Annotated in this window: 23 protein-coding genes; 8 read left to right on the top strand and 15 right to left on the bottom strand. The window is 67.0% G+C overall.

Translation table 11 applies throughout. The annotated features are described in order from the left end of the window. Positions 1 to 117: 117 nt before the first annotated feature. Both LH400_RS03735 and LH400_RS03730 read left to right on the top strand, forming a co-directional pair. Positions 118 to 1104: a class I SAM-dependent DNA methyltransferase gene (locus LH400_RS03735; protein WP_229151319.1), complete on the top strand. Its 987-nt coding sequence runs from the start codon at positions 118 to 120 to the stop codon at positions 1102 to 1104. Between the two features lie 128 nt (positions 1105 to 1232). Beyond that, positions 1233 to 2705 (top strand): peroxidase family protein, encoded by a 1473-nt coding sequence (locus tag LH400_RS03730; RefSeq protein ID WP_229151318.1) that lies wholly within the window; start codon positions 1233 to 1235, stop codon positions 2703 to 2705. A 33-nt stretch (positions 2706 to 2738) separates the two neighbouring features. On the opposite strand, the gene LH400_RS03725 is transcribed toward LH400_RS03730, so the two are convergent. From LH400_RS03725 to LH400_RS03715, 3 genes are all read right to left on the bottom strand, one after another. Next, a complete protein-coding gene (locus LH400_RS03725) occupies positions 2739 to 3194 on the bottom strand; it encodes a methyltransferase family protein (protein ID WP_229151317.1) in 456 nt (151 codons plus the stop codon). Positions 3195 to 3415: 221 nt separating this feature from the next. Beyond that, the gene (locus LH400_RS03720) at positions 3416 to 4453 is read right to left on the bottom strand and encodes an NADPH-dependent curcumin/dihydrocurcumin reductase (RefSeq protein WP_229151316.1); all 1038 of its coding nucleotides are present in this window, start codon (positions 4451 to 4453) and stop codon (positions 3416 to 3418) included. A 77-nt stretch (positions 4454 to 4530) separates the two neighbouring features. Then, a complete protein-coding gene (locus LH400_RS03715) occupies positions 4531 to 5751 on the bottom strand; it encodes an alanine racemase (RefSeq protein ID WP_229151315.1) in 1221 nt (406 codons plus the stop codon). Between the two features lie 176 nt (positions 5752 to 5927). Between LH400_RS03715 and LH400_RS03710 the strand changes: the two genes are divergently transcribed. After that, the gene (locus tag LH400_RS03710; RefSeq protein ID WP_229151314.1) at positions 5928 to 7196 is read left to right on the top strand and encodes an amidase; all 1269 of its coding nucleotides are present in this window, start codon (positions 5928 to 5930) and stop codon (positions 7194 to 7196) included. Positions 7197 to 7771: 575 nt separating this feature from the next. On the opposite strand, the gene metF is transcribed toward LH400_RS03710, so the two are convergent. Further along, complete coding sequence (gene metF, locus LH400_RS03705) at positions 7772 to 8683, bottom strand: methylenetetrahydrofolate reductase [NAD(P)H] (protein ID WP_229151313.1); 912 nt, start codon at positions 8681 to 8683, stop codon at positions 7772 to 7774. After that, positions 8680 to 9711, bottom strand: coding sequence for an ArsR/SmtB family transcription factor (locus LH400_RS03700; protein WP_229151312.1), 1032 nt, complete (start codon positions 9709 to 9711; stop codon positions 8680 to 8682). Before LH400_RS03700 ends, metF begins: the two co-directional genes overlap by 4 nt. A 135-nt stretch (positions 9712 to 9846) precedes the next feature. On the opposite strand from LH400_RS03700, the gene LH400_RS03695 reads away from it, so the two are divergent. Next, entirely contained in the window at positions 9847 to 10386 is a 540-nt protein-coding gene (locus LH400_RS03695) for an SAM-dependent methyltransferase (protein ID WP_229151311.1), read from the top strand. A gap of 4 nt (positions 10387 to 10390) precedes the next feature. Then, positions 10391 to 10816, top strand: coding sequence for a DUF2293 domain-containing protein (locus LH400_RS03690; protein WP_229151310.1), 426 nt, complete (start codon positions 10391 to 10393; stop codon positions 10814 to 10816). Here the strand turns inward: LH400_RS03690 and LH400_RS03685 are convergent. The 3 genes from LH400_RS03685 to LH400_RS03675 all read right to left on the bottom strand — a co-directional run bounded on the left by LH400_RS03685 (position 10779) and on the right by LH400_RS03675 (position 13266). Beyond that, positions 10779 to 11774, bottom strand: coding sequence for an FUSC family protein (locus tag LH400_RS03685; RefSeq protein WP_229151309.1), 996 nt, complete (start codon positions 11772 to 11774; stop codon positions 10779 to 10781). The genes LH400_RS03690 and LH400_RS03685 overlap by 38 nt on opposite strands. Before the next feature lie 178 nt (positions 11775 to 11952). After that, on the bottom strand, positions 11953 to 12537 hold the full coding sequence (locus LH400_RS03680; RefSeq protein WP_370638324.1) for an MOSC domain-containing protein: 585 nt from the start codon (positions 12535 to 12537) through the stop codon (positions 11953 to 11955). A gap of 96 nt (positions 12538 to 12633) precedes the next feature. After that, a complete protein-coding gene (locus LH400_RS03675) occupies positions 12634 to 13266 on the bottom strand; it encodes a DedA family protein (RefSeq protein WP_229151308.1) in 633 nt (210 codons plus the stop codon). A gap of 164 nt (positions 13267 to 13430) precedes the next feature. Between LH400_RS03675 and LH400_RS03670 the strand changes: the two genes are divergently transcribed. After that, positions 13431 to 13832, top strand: coding sequence for a hypothetical protein (locus LH400_RS03670; protein ID WP_229151307.1), 402 nt, complete (start codon positions 13431 to 13433; stop codon positions 13830 to 13832). Between the two features lie 142 nt (positions 13833 to 13974). On the opposite strand, the gene LH400_RS03665 is transcribed toward LH400_RS03670, so the two are convergent. The 4 genes from LH400_RS03665 to ettA all read right to left on the bottom strand — a co-directional run bounded on the left by LH400_RS03665 (position 13975) and on the right by ettA (position 18335). Next, positions 13975 to 14361 carry a response regulator gene (locus LH400_RS03665; RefSeq protein WP_229151306.1) on the bottom strand — a complete coding sequence of 129 codons (387 nt, stop codon included), beginning with the start codon at positions 14359 to 14361 and terminating at the stop codon, positions 13975 to 13977. Then, entirely contained in the window at positions 14339 to 15946 is a 1608-nt protein-coding gene (locus LH400_RS03660) for a sensor histidine kinase (RefSeq protein WP_229151305.1), read from the bottom strand. Before LH400_RS03660 ends, LH400_RS03665 begins: the two co-directional genes overlap by 23 nt. A 317-nt stretch (positions 15947 to 16263) precedes the next feature. After that, on the bottom strand, positions 16264 to 16596 hold the full coding sequence (locus tag LH400_RS03655; RefSeq protein WP_229151304.1) for a hypothetical protein: 333 nt from the start codon (positions 16594 to 16596) through the stop codon (positions 16264 to 16266). 89 nt (positions 16597 to 16685) lie between these two features. Continuing rightward, on the bottom strand, positions 16686 to 18335 hold the full coding sequence (ettA, locus tag LH400_RS03650; protein ID WP_229151303.1) for an energy-dependent translational throttle protein EttA: 1650 nt from the start codon (positions 18333 to 18335) through the stop codon (positions 16686 to 16688). Positions 18336 to 18576: 241 nt separating this feature from the next. Here ettA and LH400_RS03645 point away from each other — a divergent pair, with 241 nt between their 5' ends. Then, the gene (locus LH400_RS03645; protein WP_370638323.1) at positions 18577 to 19269 is read left to right on the top strand and encodes an SDR family NAD(P)-dependent oxidoreductase; all 693 of its coding nucleotides are present in this window, start codon (positions 18577 to 18579) and stop codon (positions 19267 to 19269) included. Positions 19270 to 19362: 93 nt separating this feature from the next. Here LH400_RS03645 and LH400_RS03640 read toward each other — a convergent pair whose 3' ends face one another. Continuing rightward, positions 19363 to 19731: a DUF4189 domain-containing protein gene (locus LH400_RS03640; RefSeq protein ID WP_229151301.1), complete on the bottom strand. Its 369-nt coding sequence runs from the start codon at positions 19729 to 19731 to the stop codon at positions 19363 to 19365. On the opposite strand from LH400_RS03640, the gene LH400_RS03635 reads away from it, so the two are divergent. Next, positions 19722 to 21131, top strand: a complete 1410-nt coding sequence (locus LH400_RS03635) for a helix-turn-helix domain-containing protein (RefSeq protein ID WP_370638322.1) — start codon at positions 19722 to 19724, stop codon at positions 21129 to 21131. The genes LH400_RS03640 and LH400_RS03635 overlap by 10 nt on opposite strands. A gap of 66 nt (positions 21132 to 21197) precedes the next feature. Here LH400_RS03635 and LH400_RS03630 read toward each other — a convergent pair whose 3' ends face one another. Together LH400_RS03630 and LH400_RS03625 are read right to left on the bottom strand one after the other, a co-directional pair. Then, the gene (locus LH400_RS03630; RefSeq protein WP_229151299.1) at positions 21198 to 22196 is read right to left on the bottom strand and encodes a diguanylate cyclase domain-containing protein; all 999 of its coding nucleotides are present in this window, start codon (positions 22194 to 22196) and stop codon (positions 21198 to 21200) included. A 423-nt stretch (positions 22197 to 22619) separates the two neighbouring features. Then, complete coding sequence (locus LH400_RS03625) at positions 22620 to 23690, bottom strand: ribonuclease T2 family protein (protein WP_229151298.1); 1071 nt, start codon at positions 23688 to 23690, stop codon at positions 22620 to 22622. Between the last annotated feature and the right edge of the window lie 138 nt (positions 23691 to 23828).

Here is a 23828-nt window from a genome sequence, read left to right as displayed (position 1 = left end):
AAGATAGGGCCCTGATCCGGTTCGCGAAACCGCTTGCAAATCCTTGGCCGGCGGCGCATATGCCGCGCCGCCGAAGCGCTCATGCTGCGGCGCCCACCCTTCCGGATTTCCCCCGACATGCAGACCGATTACCGTTGCGGCGACGCGCTCGCAGAGCGCCGCATGGACTATGCCGAAGCGCATCTGGAGGGCGGCGAGCCGCTGGCCGCGGCCGAGGTCATGGAGCAGGCGCTGGAGCGCGTCCCGCAATTCGGCGCTGGCCATGCCCGCCATGGCGAGATGCTGGAGGCGGCCGGCCTCCTCGACAGGGCGGCGGACGCCTATGTCCGCGCCCTCGCCTCGCCCGGCGGCGAGCGGCTGGGGGCCGAAATGAAGCTTGCCAGGCTCGGTCGCATGCCGGTCCCCGAGACGGCGCCGCCGGCCTTCGTCGCCAGCCTGTTCGATCAGTATGCGCCGCGCTTCGAGGCATCGCTTGTCGGCAAGCTCGCCTATCGCGGCCCCGACGTCCTCGAAGCCGCGCTGACCAGCGTCGCGGGCGATGATGCGCGCTTTGCCGAAGCGCTCGATGTCGGCTGCGGCACCGGGCTGATGGGCGAGCGCCTGAGGGCCCGCTCCAGCCGGCTGTCGGGGATCGACCTGTCGGAGAAGATGCTGGCGGTTGCTTCCCGCAAGCGTGTCTACGACCATCTGGAGGCAGCCGACCTTCTCGCCTGGCAGGGCCCGGCCGGCGCCTTCGACCTCATCGCTGCGGCCGACGTCCTGATCTATGTCGGCGATCTCGCTCCGGTCTTCATCCATCTCGCCGCGCTCGCCGCGCCGGGCGCCCTCTTCGCCTTCACGCTCGAGGCGCATGGCGGGCCGGAAGCCTATGTCCTCCGCGACAGCCTGCGCTTCGCCCACAGCCGCGCCCATACCGCGGAGGCGCTCGAAGCCGCCGGTTTCACGCTCCGCTTCGAGGAGCAGCAGACCATCCGCCACGACCGCGGCCAGCCGGTGGAGGCCTTGGTCATGGTGGCGGAGCGGCGACCGACACAGCAGAGCACCCTGCCGATCCCCGCCGCAGAGGCCCTCTTGCCGGCCGCTGCGCTGACTCCGATGACCTGAATGCTTGGCGGAAGACGGACTCAGTCTTGGAACGCTCCGTCACACCCGAAGGAACTACCGTTGGTTTGGTAGACGAAAAATAAAACCAGTGCTAGCTTCCCCTAGGGTACATTCCTCGGGAGCTTTCCATGTCGAATTCCTATCACGGTCTCAGCAGGGTCGATCATCTCATCAAGGAATGTCTGGACGGCCGCGCCGCAAACGTTCCCTTTCCGAACGTCTTCGGCCGGCTGCTGCCGGAAAATCCGCTGACCGGCTCGCTTTCCGACAAGACCATCCGGGACGCCTATATCGCGCTCGCCGACAGCATGAAGACATCGACGCCGAAGGACGGGGCAGCCGAGGCCGGAATGACCTTCTTCGGCCAGTTCGTCGACCACGACATTACGCTGGACGCGCAGAGCGCGATCGGGACCAAGCTCGATCCACGCTCGATCCGCAATGTGCGCACGCCGAGCCTCGACCTCGACAATGTCTATGGCGACGGTCCGGACGGCTCACCGCATCTCTATTCGGAGAAGTATGACGGCTACCTCCTGTTCGGCCGCAAGGACAATCCGCTCGACCTCGCGCGCAACGACCGCGGCCGCGCCCTGATCGGTGATCCGCGCAATGACGAGAACATTATCGTCAGCCAGATCCAGGGCGCCTTCATCTGCCTTCACAACATCCTGATGACCCAGGTCGAAAACAAGCCTGACACGAAATCCGACGTCCACAACTGCGCGACGATGAACATCCGCAGCACGGTGTGGAACGACATGATCCCTGGACACCTGAAGGATTTCGAGGAAGTGCGGCGCTTCATCCGCCTGCACTACCAATATCTGGTCCTGCACGACCTCCTGCCCGCCTTCGTCGACAAGAAGGTCGTCACGGCCGTTCTGGATCACGACCCGTTCCATGATCTCGGCCCGATCATGCCGGTCGAGTTCTCCGGCGCCGCCTACCGCTTCGGCCATGCGACGGTCCGCCCGCAATACGTGCTGAAGGACGGCGGATCTCCGGTCGAACTCTTCACGATGAGAGGGTTCGAGAGGCGCGACCACCACTCGGATGTTGCCTTCGACCATCTGTTCGATCTCGGCAACGGCAAGGCACAGCGCGCTGCTCCAGTGGGCCCGGCCATGGCGCCATCCCTGTTCGACCTGCCCTTCGTCACCAAGGGCATGAAGTTTCTTTCGCTCGACCTCGATGTCAAAGAGGCCAAGAAGCTCGCGCTGCGCAACATCCTTCGTGATCGCGGCACCTACCTTCTGCCCTCCGGCCAGCAGGTCGCCCGCACGCTGGGCATCGACGAACTCGCGCCGCCCAAGCCGCTTACCGAGCATCACGTGAGCAAGACGCCGCTTTGGTACTACTGCCTTCAGGAGGCCGGCGAGAAGGGCGGCGGGCGGCTTACCGGGGTCGGGGGCGCGATCGTCGCCTCGGTCTTCATCCGGCTCTTGAAGCTCGATCCGGAAAGCGTGCTGCACGTGCCGGATTTCAAACCTTGGAGCGGTTTCGGCGGCACCGGCATCACGGTCGGCAAGGTGATGAAATTCGTGGAGGAGCACCGCGGCAAGATCGCCCATGCGGACGAGCTTACAAGCGGCAACTGAACGGGGGGCTGCGCCGGCGAGCGCAGCCCGCCTTCACCACCTCCGCGTCCGCGCAAAAAACCGTTCCGCCTCCTCCCCGAAGGCTTCCCGCAGCATCGCCTCCTCGCGCCGCACGAAGCGGATGTGGATCACGATGGGGAAGATCGCCGCGAGGAGGAAGGACGAGAACGCTCCGAGCCACAGGGCGATGCCGAACAGGACGAGCGCCATGCCGGAGTAGATCGGGTTGCGGTTGAAACGGTAGGGGCCCTCGACGATCAGCTGCCTCGGCGTCTCGCCCGGCTCGATCGGCGTCCGCTTGCGCCGGAACCATAGAGCTGCCCAGCCAGCAAGCGCGACGCCGCCGATGACGAGGACGATGCCGGCAAGGGCCGCCGGAGGACTCCAGAAGCTGCCGAGCGGAAGGAAGCGGGCGCCGAGCCATTCGAGAACGGCCGTGCCGAGAGCCCATACGGGTGGAAGATCGGGAAAGTCGCGGCGGATGGACATGCTCTCACCCAGAAAGGAAACGGCACGGCGAAACCAATAGGCGATGCCCGGCCTTTGAGCCTTGACGGGCCTCAAGCGGGGCGCAGACGCGCCCGACCCTGGCGTCCTTTCGATCAGGAGCCGAGAGCTCGGGCGGGAAACCGGAGCCGCCCCTTTGAGCCGGCTCATGGTTACCGCATCGAACTTCCCGAAGATCCGTTCCCGCCTTTCGGTCCTGTGCCCTACCCGGCGCTTGCGACCTTCACCACCAGCTTGCCGAAATTCTCGCCCTTCAGCAGGCCGGCCAGCGCCTTCGGCGCGGCCTCCAGTCCGTCAACCACCTGTTCCTTGTAGGCGATCTTCCCGGCCTCGACCCAGCCGCCCATCTCCTTGGCGAAATCGGGAAAGAGATGCCCGAAGTCCTGGAAGATGATGAAGCCGCGGATGGTGAGGCGCTTGCTGAGGATCTGGCCCATCAGCCAGCTCAACCGGTCCGGACCGTCCGGCAGCCCGGTCGCGTTGTACTGCGAGACGAGGCCGCAGACCGGGATGCGCGCTGCCGTGTTGAGGAGCGGCACGACCGCGTCGAAGACCTTGCCGCCGACATTTTCGAAATAGACGTCGATCCCGTCCGGCGCCGCCGCCTTCAGATCGGCCGCGAAGCTCTCCGCCTTGTGGTCGATACAGGCGTCGAAGCCGAGCGTCTCGACCGCGTGCCGGCACTTCTCCGCCCCGCCGGCAATGCCGACGACGCGGCAGCCGAGGATCTTGCCGATCTGGCCGACGGTCGCGCCGACAGGCCCGGTCGCCGCGGCGACCGCGATCGTCTCGCCGGCCTTCGGCGCGCCGATCTCCTTCAGCCCGGCCCAGGCGGTAAAGCCGGGCATGCCGAGAATGCCGAGATACCAGGACGCGTTCTTCGGATCGCGGCCGAGATTCTGGACGCCGGCGCCGTCGGAGACCGCATAATCCTGCCAGCCATTGCCCGACAGGACGAGATCGCCTTGCGAGAACCCCTCGCGGTTCGACGCCACGACCCGTGCCACCGTCGCGCCGACCATGACCTCGCCGAGTTCGACCGGCTTGGCATAGGAGGGTGCGTCGCTCATCCGCCCGCGCATATAGGGGTCGAGCGAGAGGAATTCGGTGCGCAGCAGCATCTCACCCTTCCCCGGCTTCGGCACGGCCGCCTCCTCCATGCGGAAGCAGGCGTCGGTCGGCTCGCCCTTCGGGCGCTCGGCGAGAAGGAGACGGCGGTTGACGGTGTCGGTCTGGGGCATGGAATCTGTCCTTGGCGATTGCGGGCGCCGAAACGGCGCCACCCGTTCGCCTCCGATCTAGCGGACGATCGCATGGATCAATCCGCCATGGTCTCCAGGCTGGCGTAGCCCTCGGCCGCCTCGCCCTCGTCGAAGGGCGTCGTCACCTCGATGAAGGTATCGGGATAAAACCCGTTGAAGCGGGTCCTGAGCGACAGCGAATAGGCCCCGATATGGCCGATCTCGATCCAGTCGCCGGTGTCGACCGTCTCCGGCAGCCAGAACGGTCGCGACAGGATGTCGACCGAATCGCAGGTCGCCCCACACACCTTGAAGGCCGCGATCTTCGCCGGATCGCCGTTGCGGCTGGTGCGCGCAGGGTCCGGGATGAAGCGCGCCGGCAGGGTGATCTTGCCGGTCCACGAATCCGACAGCGAGGCCCAGATCCCGTCATTGATGTAGAGCCGCTTGCCCTTTCTGAGCAGCACCCTGACGATCAGCGAAAAGGCACGTGCGACGATGACGCGGCCGGGCTCGGCGACGAGCGGCATGTCGTCGAAGCCCCATTCGGCGATGTCGGAGTTCAACCGCGACATGATCTGGCCGAAGCCCGGCATCACCTGCTTCTTGCGGTTCGGGTCATGGCCGTATTCCGCCGGAAAGCCGCCGCCGACATCGAGCCCGGCGAGCGGCACGTCGGCCCGGTTGCGCACCCAGTCGGCCGAGGCGAGCGCCCGCTCATAGGTGTCGGGATCCTCGATCTGCGATCCGACATGGAAGCAGATGCCCACCTTGAACCCGATCTTGTGGCAGCGCTGGAGGAGTTCCACCGCATGGGCGGGCGCCGCGCCGAACTTCTTGGAGAGTTCGTAGGCCGCGTGGCCCTTGGTCTGGATCCGCACGAAGAGGGTGATCGTCCCGGGGTCGAGATCGAGCGCCCGGACGATCCGCAGGATCTTCGCCACCTCGTCCTCGTGGTCGAGTGACAGGACGCGGATGCCGTAAGTCTCCAGCGCCAGCCGGATGTCAGACTGCGCCTTGACCGGGTGCATGTAGAGCATCTCGGCGTCGGGCTTGGCGGCCTTGACCGCTGCGAACTCGCCCGGCGAGGCGACGTCGAAGATCTTCACGCCCGCCTTCGCCACGGTCTCCAGCACCATCGGCTCGCCATTGGTCTTCACCGCATAGGCGGTTTCGCCGGGAAAGGCGTCGATGAAAGCGCGCGCGTCGGCAGCGAGTACCGCCGGGCGGAAGCAGTAGACCGGCACGTCCGGGCGCAGCGTGAGGGCGGCCTCCTTCGCCGTCGGAAAACTCTGCACGAATACCTCTTTCTGCGATTCTGAGGGCGCGACGCGGCTCCACCTAGGGCGCGACAGCCGAAGTCGCAGGGTATGAAGCAGCGAATGTCGCCCGTCGCGGCCTTCCGCGGCATCAAAGATCGCTTGCCGCAGGCCCGCGCGCGCCCCTAAAACCGGCGCTCAACATCGGAGCCGCCATGTACGCACGCCCTGTCTCTCTTGCCGCCCGCCTCGCCGATCTCGACTCGGGCCGCATCGGCGTCGAGGCCAGCCTCCGCGAGAGCCTCGAACGGATCGAGGCCGTCGACGGCGACCTCGCCGCTTTCGTCAGCCGGGCGCCCGAGGAAAGCCTTGCCGCCGCGCACTCGGCGAGCGGCCCGCTCGCGGGCATCGCCTTCGGCGTGAAGGACATCTTCGACACGGCCGACATGCCGACCGAACATGGCTCGCCGATCTATCGCGGCTCCCGGCCGCGTGCGGACGCCGCCCTCGTCGCGATGGCGCGAACGAAAGGCGCCTGCATCATCGGCAAGACCGCGACCACCGAGTTTGCCTCGATGGATCCGGCGGCGACGCGCAATCCGCACGATCCCGCCCACACGCCCGGCGGCTCCTCATCGGGCTCGGCCGCCGCCGTGGCGGCCGGCATGGTTCCCGCCGCCTGCGGCTCGCAGACCGGCGGGTCGGTGATCCGCCCCGCCTCCTTTTGCGGCGTCGCCGGATACAAGCCGAGCTTCCGGCTGCTGCCGACCGTCGGCATGAAGACCTTCGCCTGGTCGCTCGACACCGCCGGCCTCTTCGCGGCAAGCGTCGCGGACGTGGCGCTCCTGGCCGAGCTTCTCACCGGCCGGCCGCTCAAGGTTCCGCCGCTGAGCGGTGCCGGCGGGATCAGCATCGGGCTCTATCGCAGCGGCAAGGACGGAGATCTCGACCCGCAGATGCAGGCGGCGTGGGATCAGGCGGCCGCGACGTTCGAGGCCGCCGGCGCCCGCCTCGTCGAGATCGAGGAGCCGGCGGCGCTTGTCGCCGCGCGGGAGGCTCATGGAACCGTGCAGGGCTTTGAGGCCGCGCACGCCCTCCTCGACGAACGCAGCCGCCACCGCGGCGCCATGGGCCCCAAAATCCTCGCCACCCTCGACGCCGGCGCCGCGATCCTGCCGGCAGAGTATGACGCGGCACGGCGGATAGCGCGGATCGGGCGCAAGGCGGCGACGGCCCTGTTCGAGGAGGTCGACGCGTTGCTCGTCCCCTCCGCGGTCGGCCCGGCTCCGAAGGGGCACGCTTTCACCGGCGATCCGGTGATGAACAAGCTCTGGACGCTGACCGGCAATCCGGTGGTCAACGTGCCCGGCCTCCTCGCGCAGGGCGGTCTTCCGCTCGGCGTCTCCATCGTCACCCGGTTCGGCCGTGATGCCGAGGCTCTGGCCATCGGAGATCTTCTGGAACGCGCCCTGGCGCGACAATGAGCGATTCGGAAGATGCGGACCGCCCGCTGGGTGGTCCCCGCCGGATCGTGTGCCGGGAACCGGCCTCTCCGGCCGGCGCCCACTAGGGTTTCCGGCCTGCCGTCCTCTTCAAGAACCGTCCCCAATTCCGGCCCTGCGCCGTGCCGGACCGAATATCCCTTGACGATACTGTGGCAAAATGGGCCAGCCCGGGCCCATAGCGGCACGCCAACCCGAAAAAGTTTGACGTCTCCTTCGCACTTGCAACGCCTGCGCTTTCAGGAGCTTCAGAGGATGCATGCAAGAGCGTTCGCAGCGCAGCAACGAAAGCCTCTTTACGAGCGCTGTTGCTTGGGTAACGTTCACCGCTGGTTCAAATAGGGAGCCGATACTATGGAACTCACGCGTTCACTGAACCTGTTGATGATCTGCGCCGTGTTCGCATTCCTGATCGCGATGGTCGCGGGCTATCTTCCGTAAGATCGGGTCCGGCCGGCCGGTCGCGGCCGTCGGGGCAAAACAGCGACGGAGAGCCGGGCCGCGAGGCCCGGCTCTCCTTTTTTATGGAAGCTCTCGCGATTGGAGAATAGCAGCCGTCAGGCCGCGGCGACCGCTTCGCCCTGCGCCGCTTCCGCCCGGGCCCTGAGGCCGAGGATGTGGCAGATCGAGTAGACGAGATCGGCGCGGTTCATCGTGTAGAAGTGGAAGTCCGTGATACCGCGCCGGGTGAGGTCGAGAACCTGCTCGGCGCAGAAGGCCGCCGCGACATGGCTGCGGGTCTCGACATCCGTTTCCAGTCCCTCGAACCGTTCGGCCAGCCAGAGCGGGATCGTCGCCCCGCAGGCCTTGGAGAAACGGGAAACCTTGGTGAAGTCGTGGATCGGCACGATGCCGGGGACGATCGGGATGTAGATCCCCGCCCGGCGCACCCGTTCGACATAGCGTTCGAAAATATCGTTGTCGAAGAAGAACTGGGTGATGGCGCGCGTGGCGCCATTGTCGACCTTGCGCTTCAGAAGATCGATATCGGTGGCGAAGTCCGAGCTCTCGGGATGCTTTTCCGGATAGGCCGAGACCGAGATCTCGAAATCGTCGATCGCCCGCAGGCCGGCGACCAGCTCGACCGCGTTCCGGTAGCCGTCGGAGCGCGGCACATAGGTCTGGCCGACGCCGGCCTGGCTGTCGCCGCGCAGCGCCACGAAATGCCTGACGCCGGTGTCGCGATACTGGCGCACGACCTCGTCGACCTCCTCGCGCGAGGCGTCGACGCAGGTCAGATGCGCCGCAGGCTGGAGATCCGTTTCCTTCAGGATCCGCTCGATCGTCGAATGCGTGCGCTCGCGGGTCGAGCCGCCGGCGCCGTAGGTCACGGAGACGAAGTGCGGCGACAGCGGCGCCAGACGCTCGATCGAGCGCCACAGGTTCTCCTCCATCTTTTCGGTCTTCGGCGGAAAGAACTCGAAGGAAACATTGATGCCGCTGGCCGGCAGCGCGTTGATCTGGCTCATGCTGTGGGCCCTTCTTCACTGGATCGGATGGCGTGCGCAGGCTCGGCGCCCGCCACGAGGCGCAGCCTGTCCTGCGCAATCAGGATGGTGACGGTCAGGTCCCCGGTCTCACCGCCCTTGGAGACGAGATGATCGATCGAAATCGTTTCCAAACCCGCCGCCTCGGCATATCCGGTGAGGGTCTCGTCGGAGAAGCCGAGCCTCATATGGGCGTGGTCGGAGCGCAGGAACTCCAGTTCGTGCGGCGCAAAGTCGATGACCGCCAGCCGGCCTCCGGGGGAAAGCGCCGCCGCCGCCTCGCGGACCGCCGCGGCGGGATCGTCGAGGAAATGCAGCACCTGGTGAACCACCGCGAGGTCGAACCCGTGCCGGTCCACCGGCAGGTGATAGGCATCGCCGAGCCGCACCTGCGCATTGGCGATGCCGGCCGTATCGAGTTTGGCTCTCGCAACGCCCAGCATCTCGCGCGAGGCGTCGATGCCGACAGCGCGCTCGGCCCGCGGGGCGAGCAGTTCCAGCATCCGGCCGGTTCCGGTTCCGATGTCGAGCAGCGTGTCGAAGCGCTTCCTGCCGAGCGCGGCCAGAAGCGCCGCCTCGACATCGGTGTCGGAGGCATGCAGGGCGCGAATCCGGTCCCAGCTCGCCGCGTTGCGGGCGAAATAGTCCGCCGCGCGCTGCGCGCGCTGCCGGCGCACCTCCTCGAGCCGCTCGGCATCCCGCCGGATGACGGGATCGGCCTCGTCGACCCAGCCCAGCATCGACCGCACGAGGCCGGCGCTGGAGGCTTCGTGCGAGACCCGGAAATAGGCCCAGGCGCCCTCCTGATAGCGCACGACGAGACCGGCTTCGGCCAGAAGCTTGAGATGGCGCGATATCCGCGGCTGCGACTGGCCGAGAATCGCCGTAAGCTCGCTCACGGTGAGATCGAATTCGCTGAGCAGGATCACCAGCCGAAGGCGCGTCGGCTCGGCCACGGCCTTCAACGCGTCCACCAGGGGGTCGAAAGGAAATCTCGGAATGTCCAGCATGCCCACGCTCAATCAGGATATAAACATATCTTTATGTGAAACCCGAAGGATTGGCAAGGGGTGCTTGCCGTCTCGCAGGGTGCAGGCACAGATCCGGCCGAACCGCCGGATGCGGGGTGGGCGGGCAGCCACGCGATGACCGGAAACGAACCAGCCGAGGATCCGACCGCCGCGCGGTCGCTCCGCGATACGGCCCGCGAGGGAGAAGTCCGGTTCGACGGCCCGCCTCCTGCCTATGACGATGCCGGCCTCGTCTTCATCGGCCGCATCAGGTCGCCGTGGAAGACCTGTGAGACCTGCCCGAAGAATCGGCGGGCTGCGCTCGAGGCGGGCGAGACGGGGGTGCTGGAGATCGACCCGCGCTGGCGCCCCGCCCTTGCCGGACTCGCGGTCGGAGACGTCGTCTGGTGCCTGACCTTCCTCGACGGGGCCGACCGCGACCTTGCCCTGCAGAAACCGCGCCATTCGGGCGACGTCCGGGCGACGTTCACGCTGCGCTCGCCGGCGCGGCCCAATCCGATCGGCCTTCATCTGGCGAGGATCGAGGCGATCGACCCCGAGGCCGGTCGCGTGACCATCGACGCCGTCGACGTCCTCGACGGAACGCCGCTTCTCGACATCAAGCCCTATTATCCGTCAGTGGACGCCCCATCGGCGGGGACCAGCGAAGGGTGACGCCATGGCGACCGAGCGGCAGAAGCGGATCGCCCGGGCCCTGACGGCGACGATCCCCCGCGCGCCTTTCCTCGATGCCGAAGCGATCCGCGAGGCGGCCCGCGCCAAGCACATGCGCAGCCTGACGCCGGAAAGCGCCGTCTGGCTCGCGGCGGTGGCGCAAATCCGGCACATGCACACCGACTACGACGCGCTGATGGACGACGGCTACGACCGCGACGCCGCGCGCTTCTTCGTGCTCGACGACATCAACGCCGTCCTCGGCGATTGGGGCGCTACCCGGCACCTCGATCCGGACGAGGCGGAACCCGACGGACCGGCCGGGCCGACGGATGCGGCTCCCGCCGATTCCGACGAAGACGAAGACGAAGACTCGGATCGTAGAGCGACGATCAGCTCTCCTGCAGGGACTTCAACGCCTCGGGCTTGACCAGATAGAGCGCCAGCGCTCCGACCATCGCGAGCCCCAGCGTCATGGCCGCAGCAGCAGCCATGGTCGCCACCCGCTCGAAGGCGAGCGTGTCGATGTCCGAGGCAATGTCCAGAAAGCAGAGGATCGCGACGGTGAGGAGCGTGATGAAGCCGGTATAGCTCGCCGGCAGGACGCGAAAGCCGAGCGGCAGGGCGATCGCGCCGACGCCGGCAATCCACCACGTGCCCGGCAGAACGAGAGCGATGGCGAAGGCGATCCCGGTTCCGACCAGCGTGCCGACGCCGCGCTGCAGCGTGCGCGAGAACAGCGCCCCGTGCGGCGGCAGGCACAGCGCCACGAAGGTCAGCGGAAACCAGAAGCCATGCCGGCCGAAATAATTCTGGCTGACATAGACCGAGATCGTCAGGCCCGTGGCAAAGACGACGCCGAAGACCGCCGCATAGCGATGCGATTCCGGCTCTTCCTTCGGCAGGGTCGCGTCGAGGCCCGCCAGGCGCGTCACGGCGAGGCTCCACGCCATCGCGGCGAAATAGGTGACGAACAGCGCCTCCGGCCGCTCGGCCGGCATCAGCGTCGAGGTGAAGATCGTCCAGAAGATCAGGCCCCGGATGACCGGACGCGCCAGCCCGTAGCTTCCCGCCGCGCCGGCTGCGCCCGCGATGACCGGCGTCACCAGAAGCGCCATCTCCGGCGCGCCGAGGGCGACGAAGCCGGCAAGACCGGTGAAGGTCACGATCAGGCCGGCAATGCCGATGCCGACGTCCTTGGCCGCCAGATGGGCCGACATCGCGGCGATCAGCCCGGCGATCGCGGCGCGGCCGAGGAGCGTGCCGGCGACGGCCGGCGGAACCGCGACGGCAAGCAGCGTGAACATCACGCTCTTCCACGGCATTGGATCGCCCGAGATCGCCACCAGGCTCTTCAGCGAGTCCCCCAGGCGTCGGGTCAGGTGCATGGCGGTCTCCCTGCCCCCGGCGCCATACTGCAGCCAGGGTCGCCCGCGGGCTCGGCGCTCGCTACTGCGTTCTCGGCTCGAACCTCGGACGGAAAACGGGAAACCGGCTTTCGGAAAGACCCGCTGCGACAACAAAGAGATCGGCCAGCGGAGCGCACCCGGTCCGCCGCCAGGCGCTCTAGGGATAGACCCATTGCTCGGGGATGCGCGCTTCGAAGGTCTCGCCCATTGTCACGACGCCCGGTTTCTCCACCCAAGCCACGAGGCCGCGCCGATGCCGGGCGAGCTTCGGAAAGTCGAACTCCGCCCGCGGCCGGCCGCAATGCGCCGCGATCGCTCGTCCGGCAAGCCGGCAGGGCGCGTTGTCGCCGTCGATCCGGATGCTCGCCCCGGAAGCGAAAAAGAGCACCGTGCGCGGCGGCAGGAGCGAGAGCCGCGCGATCCCCTCGACGAGCAGATTGCCGCCGATCCATTCCGGCATCAGCCGGTCGATCTCGAGATCCGTCGCGACCCCGTCCAGTTCGTCCTGGGAAAGGAGCGACAATTGCCGCTCGTTGCGCATCTCGGTGCCGCGCGGGTACCAGGGCTCGCGCCCGCCCGACCGCCGGGTGACGCCCTCGTGCCGATCGCCCGCTATGCCGGAGAACGTCAGGGTGAGCTGCTCGACGGGTGTCGTCTCGAACCCATTTCCCGCAGTCTGGTAAAGCCCGGCGACGCGCCCCTTCAACCGCCGCCCCCGCCTGATCTCGACCTCCATCTCCATCGCCCGAGCCCTCTACCGGAAACATGGCCCGCACCGCAAACCGGCGCATCCTCCGATCCGAGCGGGCTGCGGCGTCAAGCGAGCCACCGGCGGGTCTCACCCGTCCGCCTGCCGTGCCTCCTCTTGACGGCGCTGGCGCTTGCCGAAGGTCGCGACGCGGTAGACGTAGATGATGGCGATGATGATGAAAACGGCGTTCGAAACCGGCCCGACATAATCCGCCACCAGATCGTATTGCTGGCCGAGCAGATAGCCGACCCCGGCGAGGAAACTGGTCCAGACGGCGCTGCCGATGGCGGAATAGACGAGGAACGTCGCGAGCGGCATGTGGGCGACGCCCGCGGGAACCGAGATCAGGGTGCGCACCGTCGGAACCAGTCGCCCGAACAGCACCGCCAGCGCGCCATGGCGACGGAACCAGTCGTCGGCGCGGCCGACATCCTCGGGCGAAAGCGTCAGCCAGCGGCCATGTCGCTCAGCGAGGCGCTCGAGCCTCCGTCGGCCGAGGATCGACCCGGCATAATACCAAGGCACGACGCCGAGCAGCGAGCCGATGGTTCCCGACAAGATCACCAGCCAGAGCGACATCTGTCCGGACGCGGCCTGATATCCGGCGAGCGGCATGATCAGCTCTGACGGGATCGGCGGGAAGATGTTCTCCAGGAACATCAACAGCGCGATGCCAAAGGCGCCGAGCGTTTCCATCATGGTCTGGACGAAGACATCCATGGAATGATCCCATTTTCTCGATCGTGGGCGTCCGCACGATGCCCTCAGCCCACCTGAAAGCTTAACAGACAGGCGGCGGAGACGTTTCGTCGGAAACGATGCCGAAATCGTGATCGAGCTGTCGCTATCTTGCGGGACGACGCGCCGAATGGTTTCGTTCGCCCATGAGCCGGGGCCTTGACACGTTTGACGCATTTTCCTGGGCGAGCCTTCTCGCCGGCAAGGACGTTCTTGTCTGCGACGTGGACGAAAGGCGCGCCTTCAGGATGTCCGATGCGCTGGAAGAGGCCGGCGCCCGCGCGACCATCGCCGGCTCGCAGCGGACCGCGATCGACCGGCTGGCGCGTCGATCCTTCGCTATCTCGGTCGTCGCCTTGCCGGAAGGGATGGACCTCGAGCGCAACCTCGCTGTCGGCCTGGAATCGTCCGGTACGAGGCTGGTGATCCTTGCAGCACCCGGCATGGAGGAGGCGACCGCCGCGGCGCACCCGGCGGCGACGGTCCTGCGCCTCACTCTGTCGCCCCGGCAACTCGTGATGAGCATCACCGGCACGGCCGACGAATAGAGGGCCTGGCAAGATCAAGAATGTCGGATTTCGGCAAGATGGAGGCAGAAGGGGAGCCGGGCGGCATCCAGCACCCGGAGTCTCGCAACGCTTTAGCTAATCCCGCCCCTGCGGCAGTCCCGGCTGCCGCAGGCCGTGCGGCTCAGTTCCGGCTGCGCTCGATCGAGCTTTCGATCTGCTCCATCGTGTAGGGCTTCTGGACGATCTGGCAGCCGTGCCAGCGCGGGTCGACGCCCTCCTTGCCGTAGCCTGTCGCGAAGACTACCGGCACACCGGCCTTTTCGAGACGCTCGGCGACCGGATAGACCGTCTCACCACTGACATTGACGTCGAGGATGGCGAGGTCCATCGCGACACCGGAATCGATGATCTCGTGCGCGCCCTTGATACGCATGGCGAGCCCGACGACGTCGCATCCCAGATCGAACAGCATGTCTTCGAGTTGCATGGCGACGAGACTCTCGTCCTCGACGATCATGATGCGCAGGCCGTTCAGGCCGCCCCCCTCATTGCGCCCCTGAACCTGCAATGTCGCCGACCTCGGAAAGTTTGATCACAAATCGGCAAATGAGACCGCTCTCCTGAAGGTCAAGGGACAGGGACCCCACGAGTTCGCCTTCGATGATCCGCGTCAGGACGCGGATGCCGTAGCCAGGCCGCAGAGGCCCCGGTGCCTCCGCCAGCGACCGCCGGCATTGCTCGGTCCAGGAGAAGGCCAGCGTCTGCCCGTCCGGCTCCGTGGAATGCGACCAGATCACCTCCAGCGATCCCGCATCGTCCTTCAGGGCGCCATGGCGCTGCGCGTTGGCGGTGAGTTCGTGGAAGACGATCGCCAGCGAGATCCCGACATTTGCCGGAAGGGTGATCTCCGGTCCGACCATGCTGACCCGGTCGGCCCCGAAATCGGCGAGTTCCTCCTTGAGGAGCGCGGAGAGCGGCGCGAACTCCCAGCGCCGGTCGGACAGGATGTTGTGGGCGTGGCTCAGCGCCATCAGCCGCGATTCGAAGGCGTAGCGGGCTTCGGCAATGTCCTCGGTGTTGCGGAAGCTCTGCCGGGCCATGGCCTGGATCGTCGCCAGCGTGTTCTTCACGCGGTGATTGAGCTCGTCGATCAGCGTGCGCTGGTGCTTGGTGGCGCGCACTGCCTCGGTTCGGTCGGCGCCTTGCACGAAGACGCCGATCACTGCGCCCTCCCCGTCCCGGATCGGATTGCAGGTGAAGTCGACGAAGGCTTCCTTGGGAAGGACGCCGGCATCGGCGCGAATGACCGTCGGCACCGCCTCGCCCGATACCTGCCGGCCTTCGCGGTACGCCTCCTGGACCATCTCCGCAAAGCCCTGGTCGCAGATCTCCGGCAGCGCCTCGTGCAGCGGCCGGCCGATCAGGTCGCGTTCGCCGACGAAGCGCTGGTAGCTGTCGTTGACGAAGGTGAAGACCTGGTCCTCCCCCTCGAGGACGGCGATCATGCCCGGCGCTTGGCGGAAGAGCTGCCGGAACTCTTCGCTCTCGGATACGCGCTCCTGATAGGCTTCCTCGACATCCTGCGCATTCTTGAGGAGCGCGAGCTCACCGGGGACGGTCCGGAAGGGCAGCGCATTGGCTTCCCTCAGCCGGACGATCTCGGTCACGTCGACGGTGTTCTGGACGATGAAGCGAACTTTGCCGAGCGCGTCCTTCACCGGAGAATGGGTGGCGCTCCAATAGCGCTGCTCCATCCCGCCGCCCTTCGATGCCGGCCGGGGAATGGCGTAGGAGAGGAAGGCGATCGTGTCCGGTTCGCCTGTCGCCATCACCTGCTCGAGGGACCGGCGCAGGCGCCGCCCGCTCTCGCCGGGATTGGGAAAAAGGTCGAACAGGCGCTGGCCGAGAAGTTCCTCCCGGGTGCGGAACGTCGCCTCTTCATAGGCCGCGTTGGCGGCGACGTATCTCAGCTCGGCATCTAGAACCATGTAGGGGGTGGTCAGGGCGTCGAAGACCTTGGCGAAGTCGATCTCGTCTGCCGCGGGCTCGCCGGCCGACGCGGATGCGGGGCCCGCGGCGAACCCGCCGCCCGGCGGGGCTCCGGGGTCCGCCGCGAAACTGTCGAGGAAGGCTTCACCATTAAGCTGCTGCATGACACCCGACGCTTTGCGGCTGCGCGAGGAGCTGCGGAAGCGGCCGCCCTGCCCCGAACAGGCTGTCCCCAGGTCCGGCGGAAGCCGCTGCTCGAGACGTGTCAACGCGCATATCCCCGCCCTGCCTTCTCATCGTTTCGCCCTTGCCTCGCGTCCTGAGCCAAGCGGCCGGCGCGCAATTGCAGGGCAGCTTCGGGTCCCAACGAAAATGATTGTTGGACGCCAACCGATCGGCGCGTCAATACGCCAGCGTGGCAAGAGGTTCCAGAGAAATCAGACACATCCCCCGGAATCTCTCCCCGGAGCATGGTCGGCCGCTACCAGGCGCAGATCCTCGTATCGGTCTGCGCATTCGCCCAGCAGGCCGGATCCTCCGTCTCGCGAACGTAGAGCCCGGGCAGCGACACGTTGCGCTCGCCAAGATTGACGAAGGCGTAGGCAGTGCCCGGGCTGTCGATGTTCACGATGTAGGTGGCGGCCGGCCCTTCGATCGTGAAGCTCCCGTCCCGATCCGTGCTCCGGAATTCGCAGTCGAAATAGCCGTCGTCGGTCGTAAAGCAGCGGGCGGGCTTCGCCTCGGCGGAGGCCGCCCACAGCACGACTAACGCCGCCGCCATCGCGGCCGAATATAAGACGCTCTCTCCGCGCATGTCCGTCTCCACGCTCCCTGCCCTAACGGCAGACGACCCAGCCTAGCACAGCGCCGGGCCGGGTCGGAAACGGATTCGAGAGCAGCCGCTCAGCGCGTCAGGCGCTTGTAGGTCGGGCGCTTGGGGTTGACCGATTCCGGGCCGAGGCGGCGGATCTTGTCCTGCTCGTAGTCCTCGAAATTGCCCTCGAACCATTCGACATGGCTGTCGCCCTCGAAGGCGAGGATGTGGGTGGCGAGCCGGTCGAGGAACATGCGATCGTGGCTGATCACCACGGCGCAGCCGGCGTATTCCTCCAGCGCATCCTCGAGCGCGGTCAGCGTCTCGGTGTCGAGATCATTGGTCGGCTCGTCGAGCAGGATGACATTGGCGCCGGACTTCAGCATCTTGGCCAGATGCACGCGGTTGCGCTGGCCACCCGAGAGCGTGCCAACCTTCTGCTGCTGGTTCGGGCCCTTGAAGTTGAAGTTGCCGACATAGGCGCGGCTGTTCATCTCGTACTTGCCGAGCTTCATGATGTCGACGCCGCCGGAGATCTCTTCCCAGACGTTGTGGTTCGGATCGAGGTCGTCGCGGCTCTGGTCGACATAGCCGAGATCGACGGTCTCGCCGATGTCGATCTTGCCCGAGTCGGGCTTCTCCTGGCCGGTGATCATCCTGAACAGCGTCGACTTGCCGGCGCCGTTCGGCCCGATGATGCCGACGATGCCGCCGGCCGGCAGCTTGAAGGACAGGTTCTCGATCAGCACCCGGTCGCCGAAGCTCTTCGTCAGGTTCTCGACCTCGATCACCTTGTTGCCGAGCCGCTCGCCGGTCGGGATGACGATCTTGCCGTCCGCCGGCTTTCTGTTCTCGGCAGCCTCGACCAGCTCGTTATAGGCCTTGATGCGGGCCTTCGACTTGGTTTGGCGGGCCTTGGCGCCCTGCTGGATCCACTCGCGCTCTCTCGTGATGGCGCGCATGCGGGCGTCGTCCTCGCGGCCCTCCTGCTGCATGCGCTTCTGCTTCTTCTCCAGATAGACGGAGTAGTTGCCCTCGTAGGGCACGCCATGGCCGCGGTCGAGCTCAAGGATCCAGCCGGTGACGTTGTCGAGGAAGTAGCGATCATGGGTGACCATCAGCACCGAGCCCTCGTACTCGCGCAGGTGCTTTTCGAGCCAGAGAATGGTCTCGGCGTCGAGATGGTTGGTCGGCTCGTCGAGGAGCAGGATGTCGGGCTTGGACAGGAGCAGCTTGCAGAGCGCGACACGGCGGCGCTCGCCACCCGACAGCGGCCCGATCTCGGCATCGGCCGGCGGGCAGCGCAGCGCGTCCATCGCCATCTCGACCTGGTTTTCCAGGTCCCAGAGGTTCTGCGCGTCGATGACGTCCTGGAGCTTCGCCCCCTCCTCCGCCGTCTCCTCTGAGTAGTTCATCATCAGTTCGTTGTAGCGGTCGAGGATCGCCTGCTTGTCGGCGACGCCCTCCATCACGTTCTCGAACACCGTCTTGTCGGTGTTGAGATGCGGCTCCTGCGGCAGATAGCCGACGGTGGCGCCTTCGGCTGCCCAAGCCTCGCCGGTGAACTCCTTGTCCTCGCCGGCCATGATCTTCAGGAGCGTCGACTTACCCGCGCCGTTCGGTCCGAGAATGCCGATCTTGGCGTCCGGGTAGAAGGACAGGTGGATGTTGTCGAGAACCTTCTTGTTCCCGTAGGCCTTGGAGAGGCCCGACATGTGATAGATGAACTGGCGAGCCATGGCGCGCTGCTGCTCCGTATCGCGAAAACTGGAATGACGAATTGGCGCCGTCTCTAAGCCATCGCGCCGATGGCCGCAACGCTGCCCTGTCCCGACCGCTGGGAAAGCCGCACCTCTCGCCCGGCCCGAGCGTGCCTCTTCCGCCGCAAGGGTGGCCGCTATCGCATGATCGCAAACCGCCTCCGGCTGGCGCTTCCGCCTGCGCGGCCCATATCGCGTCGAACCCATGCAATGCCGGAGAATGGCCATGTCCATCGCACTGATCGTCGGCGTCGGGGACGGCCTGTCCGCCTCGCTCGCCCGCAAGCTCGCCGCACGCGGCTTCAAGCTCGTCCTTGCCGCCCGCAATGTCGACAAGCTCGGCGAACTGGCAAAGGAGACGAACGCCCACATCGTCGCCTGCGACGCGGCCGACCCGGGGGCGGTCACCCGCCTCTTCGGCGAGGTTGATGGCCTCGGCGACGATCTCCCCGTCGCGGTCTACAATCCCTCGGCAAGGGTGCGCGGGCCGTTGACCGAACTCGATCCGGCAGATGTCAGACGAGCGATCGAGGTTTCAGCCTTCGGCGCCTTCCTCGTCGCGCAACAGGCGGCGCGGCGGATGCTGCCGAAAAAGGCCGGAACCATCCTCTTCACCGGCGCCTCGGCGGGCGTGAAGGGTTTTGCCAATTCGGCGCCCTTCGCCATGGGCAAGTTCGCGCTGCGCGGGCTTGCGCAGTCGATCGCCCGCGAGCTTCACCCGCAGGGCGTCCATGTTGGCCACGTCGTCATCGACGGCGTAATCCGCAATCCCGGCCGCACGGAGCCGCCGGACGCCCCCGATTCCATGCTGGATCCGGAGGCGATCGCCGACAGCTATCTTGCGCTGATCGACCAGCACCGCTCGGCCTGGTCCTGGGAAATCGAGCTTCGGCCCTTCGTCGAACGGTTCTGAGCGAAGGCGCGGCAGGAAGCTCCTGGGTCGGAGCGGACGGCCCTCGGCGCCGGGCCCTTCCGGACCCAGCCCCGGCCGCCCGCCTGCGACCGCTTACTCGCAGTCAGAGACGACGATCTTGCAGGACTTGTTGCCGCACTCTTTGAGCGCGGCGGACTCTGCGGCCTTCTCGCTCTTGCCGTAGCCGATCCCGTAATAGTCGGCCGAGCCGGCATAGGCGCCGCAGGTGTCGAAGCGGACGACGACCTTGCAGGCCGAATTGCCCTCGTCCTGGCAGTTCTTGAGCGCAGCGGCGGCGGCGGCTTCACGCGACGAATAGCCCGTCGCCGTCCCGTAGCCGACGTCGCCCGCCTTCATGCCCTCTTCGTCGTCGACGGCGATCGCGCCAGCCGCCAGAGCGGGTCCGGCAAGGACCGAGATCAGGGCGCAGATGGCGAGGCGAGACAGAAGCGATGTTGTCATGGATACAGACCCTGAAAGAAAACAAGCCGGAAATCGCTCCGGCAGGACACTCTTACGGGACGATCCGGCGGGCCTTGAAGCTCCGGCCGTCCAGATTTCTTGCCCCACCGTCCGGCCAGAGTTTGCGTGCGACCGGCCGCGGGCGTCCGTCGCGGCGCAGAGGCAAGCGCAGACGGACGCCTCTTCGCGCTTCTCGATCCTTTCCGACACCGGCCGCTGCCATCGCCAATGGTCAAGCCGCCGCGGCGCCGCGTAGTCTTTTGAAATATTGTGCAATTCCCTATCCGGGCCAGATGACAGCCACCCGAAAGGCGATTACGTTGCGGCGCCTGTCCGCACTGCCAACGGAGGGCCTTGAGACAGGCACGGCAGGTGGTCCCAGAACTGCGATGGCGCCCTACACCCGCGACAATCCGCTTTCTCTTCTCACGTCTTGCATGCCTCAGGCCGAAGACCGGTGCGCAGCTCCCCGAGACCCTCGTACTTTCAGGCCCGGCGCAGCGGTCGGTGCGGTATTCGCGGGCGAAGCCGGAGCGCGGCAGCTTGGCCCTATGGTGATGTTCGAGCGCCGGCGGACGGGACGCGGGCACGAACGACCGGCGCGAATAGAACTCCGCAACGACCCCGGGCAATTCGTCCTCCAACTCCTCCTGTCGGGCGAGTTCGTCGGTGGTGCGCCTGACAACGCTGTCCTCGCTGGCCCTGGCGATATCGTCGTCTTCGACGCCGGGCGTCCGCATCGCGCGCGGTTCAAGAATGCCCATATCCTGGCTGTCTCGATCCCGCAGGACGAGCTGAGGCCCTTCGTCGAGGACTGCGCCGGCCTGCACGGTATTGTCTTGAAGACACCGGCCTCCGCCCTTCTCGGCGACATGATGGTCTCGCTCGACCGGCATCTCGTCCGGCTCGGACCACGCGAGATCGCCGGTGCCGTCCAGGCCTTCCGCGAACTCCTGGCGATCGCGCTCATGCCCTCGCCGGGAAAGGATGCCGCACGGGCCGGCACGTTCGACAAGTTCGACCAGGCGCGCGCCGCCATCGAGCGGCGCCTTGCCAGCCCCGGCCTCAGCCCGGCGGCGATCGCGTCGGAGATTGGCCTGTCGCGGTCGCGGCTCTATGAGCTCTTCCGGCCCTTCGGCGGCGTCGCCAGCCATATTCAGGAGCGCCGGGCCGTACGGCTGAAGGCGCTGCTCGAGGATCCGCTGGAGCCGCGCAGCATCGCCGCCCTCGCCTTCGCCGTCGGCTTTGCCAGCGAGAGCCATGCCAGCCGGACGTTTCGCCAGATGTTCGGAGCCCCGCCCGGCCAGTTCCGGCGCGAGATGCGCGGCGCCGCCGCAACGAGCGCGCTGCCCTTCGAAGCCCGGCCGCCGCAAGTGTCCCTGGTGGCGGCACCGGGCTGAAATATCGGCATAGGCGGAGACCGGCGTCGGGCCGACGCCGCCTCAGGCTCGAGGGTTGCGCCCGCTTCAGGCGGCGCGGAAGCTTCCCCCAGTCACCATTTCCGGCTTGAAGCTGCGGTAAGTGCCGCGTCCGGCCGCCTTCGCAGCATAAAGCGCGAGGTCGGCCCGCACGAAGAGATCGGACGGCAGGCAATCGCCGAGGCGGGCGATCCCGACGGAGGCCCCGATCTGGATGGAATGGCGCTCGCAGACGATCGGCTTGCGGAATGCGGCGACGATCTTCGCGGCCAGCTGCGTGGTGGCCCCGCGTGCGGGCGCCTTGAGGATGACGGCAAACTCGTCCCCGCCGATGCGCGAGACGAGGTCCGCTTCCGGGCAGGCCGCCTCGAGTCGGCGAGCAGCCTCTCTCAGGCATTCGTCGCCGAAGGCGTGGCCCATCGTGTCGTTGACCTGCTTGAAGCCATCGAGGTCGACGAGGAGGAGCGCCGCCCGCGACTGCGCGTCGAGGCCCCCGAGACAGGTCTGGAAGCTGGCGCGATTGGCGAGCCCGGTCATCACGTCATATTCCGCGAGATAGCGCGTGCGGTCCGAGAGGAGCTTTTCCTCGGTGATGTCCTGCTTCATGCCGAAGATGCGGACGGGCACGTCGCCCTCGCATTCGACGGTTGCCGTGATCCTGATCCAGCGATGGGCATCCTTCGCCGTGACGATCTCGGCATCGAGGGTGAAGCCGCTGCGCTCGGCGATCGCCCGGGCGCGCGCCTCTTCCATGGCCCGCCGCGAGTCCTCCGGGTAGCAAAGGACGGTCGCGCCACGGTCGAGCGCCGAGCCGCGCGGAAGTTCGAAAATGTCGTAGACGACGTCGGTCCAGGTCAGATGCTCATCGGCCAGCCGGCATTCCCAGACGCCGATCCGGGCCGCGGCGGAAGCGCGCTCGAAGATCTTGCGGCTGTGGGCGAGCATCTCGGCCTGTTCGCGGATGGTCTCCGCCTGCGCCGCGACGTCCGCCTCGAGCGCCGCGATCCGCGCGAGATCGCTCCCGTCCTGCGGCTGCGGCGTCCTCATGCGCCCGCCCCCGAAAGAGCGGCATTGCCGGCCGCATTGCGGAGAGTGACGATCGTTCCACGGTCCCGTGCAAAGAAGGACAAGCGGGCGCCGCCCCGCGGCAGCGGCCGGACCTTCGCATGGTCACGGATCCTGGCAAGATCAGCCATAAAGGGAAAATTCCTCAAACGTCTGCCCCGTCAAGATTAGGACGAACGCGTTTAAGACTTTCTATCCGCAGAGTGCCGAAAGGCCCGCGCGGCTCCGCCTGACTCCAGCCGCAGGCGTCCGGGAGACCGGGGCAGGCGTCATCCCCCGTTCGCGAAACCGCTTGCTTTTAAACAGCTTGTGAGCACGCAAGCCCCGGCGCCGCCAGGCCCGCTCTGGCCGTCGGCCGTGCGACAGGGTGCCGCACCCGCGCCGCCGCAAGGCGGTCCCCTTCGTCTATTGCAGCCCCGCCGCGTCGACGATCCCATCGGTGCAGCCGGGGCTGGTCGGCCGCGCGGCCATGATCAGCGCCTTCATGTCGGGCTCCGGCGTGATCTCGCCGACGAGGCCGATGGTGAGTTCGGAAATGAGCCGGCGATCGCCGTCGCGGTCGCAGGCGATCTTCACGCGCGATCCGGCGCCCGGCCCGAAGGCCTGGTCGAAGGCCGCGCGGATCTTGTCGGCCGACAGCGGCCGCTCCAGCGCGCCGGCAAACAGCGCGCCCACCGCGGAGGCATCGATCGCTTCGAGCGCCGCGATGGAGTCCCGGAAATATTCGTTCGCATCGGCTCCGTAGCAGGTCCCGTGGCGGGTCCATTCATGCCGTTCGAGCCGCGACTGCGTGCCGGGCATGAACTTGTCGAGTTTCGTCTTCACCTCCGGATCGAGCGCGACCGCCGGCAGCCGATCCCAGCGGCCGCGCCTGTCGTCCGCCTTCTGGTCCTCCGGGACGCCGCAATACTCCGTCCCGCGCGGCTGCGGCCAGAGCCCGTGCAGCGAGAAATGGCGGGCGTCGAAGGAGGTGTCGGTCATGCTCCGGCATTCCGGCTTGCGCTCGTGCGTTTCGCAGAAGGCGGGCTCCCAGCTGATGGCGAGAAGGAGGTTGCGGTGCGCCGCGCCCGCCTGCGCGCCGTTTCCGGAATCGGCCACATCCGAAGCAGGCTCGTCCTCGGGCAGCTGCGAATTTGCGCCCTCGATCGCCTCACCGTCCGATCCGCCGGACGCGGAGCCGGCGTCCACCGCGGCAACGCGCTCGCCGCAGCGCTTTTCGATCCAGCGCTGCTCGGGCTTGGCGCCGGGCACTTCGATCAGATAATGCGTCCCGTCCTTTTTGTTCTCGCCGACCAGTCTGTAGGCGCGCTCGACCTCCAGAGGCAGCGAGGGGTCGTTGGCGGCGCTGCGGATCGAAGGCGTGGCCGCGCAGGCCGAGCGGGCGATCACATAGCCGTCGAGCGGCGACTGCGCGAAGGCCGCACCCACGGGCAGGGCCGCGATCACTGCCAGTATCCACCAAGTCTTCCGCGCCATGACGACCTCCCGCTCCCGCCCCGTTTCTTGAACCTGTAGCTTGCCGACATGACGATTGCATCGCAAGTCCGGTTCGACGCCTGGTCGTCGCTTCCGATCCCGCCGCCTCGCCCCGCGCCGGTCCTTTTTCCCTGACGT

The sequence above is a fragment of the Jiella soli genome, assembly GCF_020615385.1.
GTDB lineage: Bacteria > Pseudomonadota > Alphaproteobacteria > Rhizobiales > Rhizobiaceae > VKMB-3413.
This window is presented reverse-complemented; position numbering and strand designations above follow the sequence as displayed.